This is a genomic window from Microbispora sp. H10836, assembly GCF_012999525.1.
Lineage (GTDB): Bacteria > Actinomycetota > Actinomycetes > Streptosporangiales > Streptosporangiaceae > Microbispora.
Genome location: NZ_JABBWU010000050.1, coordinates 1 through 5,172 on the forward strand (window position 1 = coordinate 1; position 5,172 = coordinate 5,172).

General features: G+C 59.0%; 4 protein-coding genes. 3 read left to right on the plus strand and 1 reads right to left on the minus strand.

Annotation, left to right across the window (positions count from 1 at the left end; all coding sequences use genetic code 11):
• Positions 1-318: 318 nt before the first annotated feature.
• The 3 genes from HHX30_RS40140 (at position 319) to HHX30_RS40150 (ending at position 1,720) form a co-directional block, all read left to right on the plus strand.
• Entirely contained in the window at positions 319-534 is a 216-nt protein-coding gene (locus tag HHX30_RS40140) for a hypothetical protein (protein ID WP_169989184.1), read from the plus strand.
• A gap of 65 nt (positions 535-599) precedes the next feature.
• Complete coding sequence (locus tag HHX30_RS40145; protein ID WP_249351062.1) at positions 600-1,259, plus strand: dihydrofolate reductase family protein; 660 nt, start codon at positions 600-602, stop codon at positions 1,257-1,259.
• A complete protein-coding gene (locus HHX30_RS40150; protein WP_169989186.1) occupies positions 1,256-1,720 on the plus strand; it encodes a deaminase in 465 nt (154 codons plus the stop codon). The genes HHX30_RS40145 and HHX30_RS40150 overlap by 4 nt, the downstream gene beginning before the upstream one ends.
• A 698-nt stretch (positions 1,721-2,418) precedes the next feature.
• Here the strand turns inward: HHX30_RS40150 and HHX30_RS40155 are convergent.
• The gene (locus tag HHX30_RS40155; protein ID WP_169989187.1) at positions 2,419-4,641 is read right to left on the minus strand and encodes a protein kinase domain-containing protein; all 2,223 of its coding nucleotides are present in this window, start codon (positions 4,639-4,641) and stop codon (positions 2,419-2,421) included.
• Positions 4,642-5,172 lie beyond the last annotated feature (531 nt).

Genomic DNA, 5,172 nt, shown 5'->3' on the forward strand with positions numbered 1-5,172 from the left:
TGGTCAATGCACACGCGGGCCAGGTGAGGGAACAAGACCGCGACCATCTCACTGATCAACACGCCGCAGATCGTCGCCATCGACAGGTGACCTACTGGCTAGAACACCTGAACCGTGACCAGCTCAGTAACCGTGACCAGCTCAGCCGGGGTCCGATCACGGAAAGTGTGCCTGATCCCATGGATGGACCCGTCCTACGTCGAGGTACACCGTGCCCGGGGTCTCGCCGCTCTCGGGGACCACGAAACCGCAGCCGCAGGCTTCCGTACCGCGATCACCGCACTACCGCCCGGATATCACCGAGACCGAGGTGTGTACTTGGCGCGTGAGTCGACTGCCTACGCTGGAGCGAGCGAGCCCGAGCAGGCCGCGAAGGTCGGCGCGGAGGCTCTCAGCATCGCGGCCGCCACCGGCTCAGCCCGAATCATGACTGAGCTGACGCGCTTGGACACGCAACTTGAGCGCTGGCAGAAGGTGCCGGCAGTGGCCGAGTTCCGCCAGACCTTCGACAGCCTCATTGCCCACCAGGCTTAGATTCCCCCAGCTCCGTACGAAAGAATCACGCCATGCCGCGCCCCTATGTGCTCTTGAGCTGTGCCATGTCCGTCGACGGCTACATCGACGACACAACCCCCGAACGGCTCCTGCTCTCCAACGCCGCCGACTTCGACCGAGTTGACGAAGTACGAGCCAACACCGACGCGATCCTGATCGGCGCAACCACCATGCGCCGTGACAACCCGCGCCTACTGGTCAACTCCGAAGCGCGACGCGCCCAGCGAGTCTCCCGAGGGCTTCCGGCCTACCCCCTCAAGGTGACGATCACAGGCAGCGGTGACCTGAGCCGTGACCTGAAGTTCTGGCACCACGGCGGGGAGAAGGTCGTCTACTGCCCCGACACCGCAGCGACCAAGGTCCGCGAGACGCTCGACGGTCTCGCGGACGTGGTGAGCACCGGCCCCACTGTCGACCTTGGCGTGATGCTCGACGACCTGGGGGAGCGAGGCATTCGGCATCTCATGGTTGAGGGTGGAGGCACGATCCACACGCAGTTCCTTACTCAGGGCCTGGCCGACGAGATACACCTAGCCGTCGCTCCCATCTTCGTCGGAGATTCGGCAGCTCCGAGGTTCGTCAACGCCGGCCAGTTCCCCGGGGGCTCCGCTCATAGGATGAAGGTTGCCGAGGTCCGCTCCATCGGCGACGTCGTTCTGATTCGCTACCTGCCGAAGGCAGCATCCGGGGACTCCACATCATGACTGCAATCACTTCGATCGATCGCCAGTGGCTCATTGCCGCCATCGAGCTTGCTCAAAAGTGCCCGCCATCGACGACCGCGTTCTCGGTTGGTGCGATCGTTGTGGACCGCGAAGGCAGGGAGATTTCTCGCGGATACTCTCGCGAGACAGATCCGCACGTGCACGCCGAGGAAGCAGCCCTCGCCAAGCTCAACATGGTGGACGGGCCTGACCTTACGGGTGCGACGATCTACAGCACCTTGGAGCCCTGCTCCGAACGCCGATCGCGACCTCGCACATGCGCTCAGCTCATCATCGAGGCGGGCATCCCCCGAGTAGTCATCGCCTGGCGCGAGCCGAGCCTGTTTGTCGCTGACTGCCAAGGGGTCGAACTCCTCGCGAGCAACGGCATCGAAGTGCTCGAAGTGCCCGATCTAGCCGCTGCGGCCAGCGCCGTAGGCATGCCGAGCGGCCAAGCATGATCGTTCCACCGAATGGCGTCCGTGCCCTGTGAGAACTTTCTGTACGTCTTCAAGGCGGCCCGAAGCCGGGCCGCACGCGCCGCCGTCACGGCAACGCCGCCGCCTCCCGCTGGCGCTCCCGGCGGCCGGCTAAGGACACCGCCGGACGGCTGGCGCGGACGAGTCGAGGCGGGCCGCCGCGCGACAGTACAGGTCCATCACAGGGCGGTGATGCCGGGCTGGAACAGCCGCCAGTGCCGCGCGGCGCATGGTGACGCCTCCGGCGGGGGGCGCTCCGGCTCCGGGACGGCCTCGAACGCATGTGCGGGTGGTGGGGTGGCTGGGGCGGGTGTCCATCCCGCCCACCATCGACCCCAGGCAAGCCCAGCAGACCGCCTCCTCCGCCGCAAGCCCGGCTGTGACCGTTGGCGTCCAATGACCGTGGAAGGTGCCCAGGCGGAGGGACACGTCAGGCCGGGCTTGCACCTCCGTCGCCGGCCCGCTGCCGCTCCGCGGTGGGGTCGACGGCAGACGGGATGGACAGCATCCGTCGCTTCTTATGCTGGATCGTCAGGTAGGTCGCCAAAACAGCTACGCGGCCGGAATGCAGCAAAACGCCAAAACCATCAGGGACTCGATTGGCGCAATCCCAGTCCGTCCCGTGCCTGCGGCCTTGCGGGTTGCAGGCATTCACGCTTACTAGTCGGAATAGTTTCGCGTCATCGCTCAATAGCCTCAATTATGTGGCTGAGGACGAGGCGGGCATGCTGAATTCCGTTCCTGTCGCAGTCGACACCTTGAATAATAATGAAGGTCTCGAAGGTGCCCTGTGTGCCTGGCTTCCTTTTGACGCCCGGAAATGTGCGGACGATCTCGTCGATCCTGCTGTTTAAAAGTGCTCGCTTCCGCTCATTCGACATGTTGCCTTCGAGCTGAATATTGTAGAGCTTGAGCGTGGCAATTATATCGACCGTGCGTGCGCTCTCCTCGATATTCGGTTTATCGGAAGCAAGATTAATGCTGGTCCGTCCAGAGGCGCTCGTAAAAGCGCCACCAGATGAGACAGCGGACTCGGCAGCGCTGAAACCGGATAGTGCAAATCCGATTTCATTGATAGTTCTCTGAACAGTAAGCTTTCTGTTGTCGGGAGATCTAAGTTCCGACTCAATCTCGGCTAGTTCATCCATTGCTGCACGAAAGTTCGCGAAACGCTTATTCGGCTCGGATTCACTGCATCTCACGTACCAGTCGATAAACCGCTGTGCTGCTGACCCCACAGGCCAGGCATTGAGCTTCTCCTGAAGAAGGCGAGTGTTGTTGGCTCGCCCCAAAGGAACAGGGTCAGTCCCGGTAATCGCAAAATAGGATAGTTGGGCGAAAGCGTAAATATCGACATGTGCGCTGTGGGCAGCAGCAGATCGGGGGTTGGTCATTTGTTCAGGTGCCGCGTAAGAGAGGTTGCCCCATGCGTCTCGTGTGACTTGTGTAGCCTGACCAAACCAGGCCAGGTCGAAGTCACATAGATACGGCAGCCAGGTTTCGCGCTCCTGATCATAAAGAGCTAAAATGTTCTGCGGTTTAATATCGCGGTGAATTACCGTCCTGCTGTGGGCATGTGCAATAGTTTCTGCTGTGAGCAGCAGAAATCTGAGGATGGCGGCCGGGTCTTCAATAATGTTTGGAAGGTCCATAAAATTTGGACCATCGACATATTCCATGAAGAACCCAAGGGGTGCTTCCGTGTAACCGCGGACCTTTACCACGCGCGGATGATCCAGTTGCTCCATGGCGCGATAGCCCCGGGAGAACAGACTGCGTTTTTCCGCATTCCCATATTCTGTTGGATGGTATACCTTGTAAGCGAGCTTCTCTCCGTCTCCTGTTACCTCATAGACGGTCCCGAAACCACCACCGCCAATTATTCGTGTAACCGTTCCGAGTTCGAGCTGTGTGCCTAGGTCGATCTCAGCGAGTTGCTTGGCGCGATTAAATGCAGAAATGTAGAGTTGAGAGAACTCGGGATCCGTGTAAAGGTCTCTATGTTCTCTTCTGTTTCGCTCGAACCAGCGGAGAGTAGGAGCGAGCATCTTGCTAGCTGTTCGATGCCCGTCCCTGCGCCAGTCCTCCGCTCGATTCTGCAATTGCGAGGTGTAGTCTTCGAGGAACTGCTTACCTTGTTCCAAGATTCTCTTACGCTCGCTTTGAGGAAGGTCTTCACGGGAAATCGGAGGAAAGCCTGAGCCAAGTACGACTCTGCCGGCCGAATCACCTTTGGTGACCGCTATCTGTTCAGCGCCGATGGAATCCAATTCCGTTACTATGAACTCGGCTAGGCCGCCAACCGTTACATCGCCTTTGTGGTCGGCGGCATCGCCATCCAATCCCTCTAGAAGAGAATAGGTAAATAGCCCATGTCCGTATCTACTATCCTCCACTGCGAACTGTTCAGGGCGACAGGCCGCAAGTAGGGTACGGGACTCGGTTCGTGCGGGGATTCCTCGATCTATATCGTCAGGTGTAATGCATGCAAGGCCTGATCCGATATTTCCGGCACCAGAGTGACAACAGTCTAGAATTGTAAGGCAGTGGGGCACATTCGTTGAGATCCTTTCGATAAAAAGAGACAGATCCGAAAGGCTTAGCCCTTCTTCGAATGGCTGGTGATCGATGGTCACCAGATAAGCGCCGAGGTCCGTTACTATGCCATGGCCCGAAAAGTAGAATATGAAAAATTCCAGGTCATCCTGCATGGCTGAGATTAGGGTGCGGCGCAGATTAGGTCTTGTAGCTTCACCATTAATGAGAAGATCTACTTCGAACCCATATTGTGGCAGACCTAGATACTCTGCTACTTCCGTCGCGTCCGCTACGCAAAGGTCCAGCCGGTCATCGCCTTCGTACTCATCGATGCCCACGCAGATGGCTCGCCGGGTGCCGCTCACTGAGACCTCCATCATGTCTGCGGCACAGTATACGGCGGATTATCTGCATGCTGGGCCGCACAGAATCCGGCCATTGGTCGCATAGGGATACATAGTGGGCTTAAGGGATATCGCCATGCATTGCTATCGATGCCTGCCCAAAATGTTATTTTCGGCCAGGAAATGCTAGATCGCAGGTGGTGCATGTCTTCCGCCCCACTCCTGCTGTGTCATTGTCCGTGGCCCTTGGTCGGCGTCAACGCCTGGCTAGATGGTGGATAGGTGTATGTCATTGGTGGACGGACACGCGAAGATGGCGTTGACACCTCGGTCGGGCCACCGGTTCGGCAGCTGTCGTTGGCGGGGGAGGTGGAGCTGTACCTCATCACGCCGAAGCGATGATCGCTTTCGGGCGAAGCCGGCGAAGGAGCAATGCTTAGAACCTGTGGATCTACAGGGAAGGGGTGTACCTTCCCGATGATCATGTAGGTCTCATGCATGACCGACGCGCCAACGTCGGTCGGGAAGGCACACCCGTGCTCACCGTAGTCC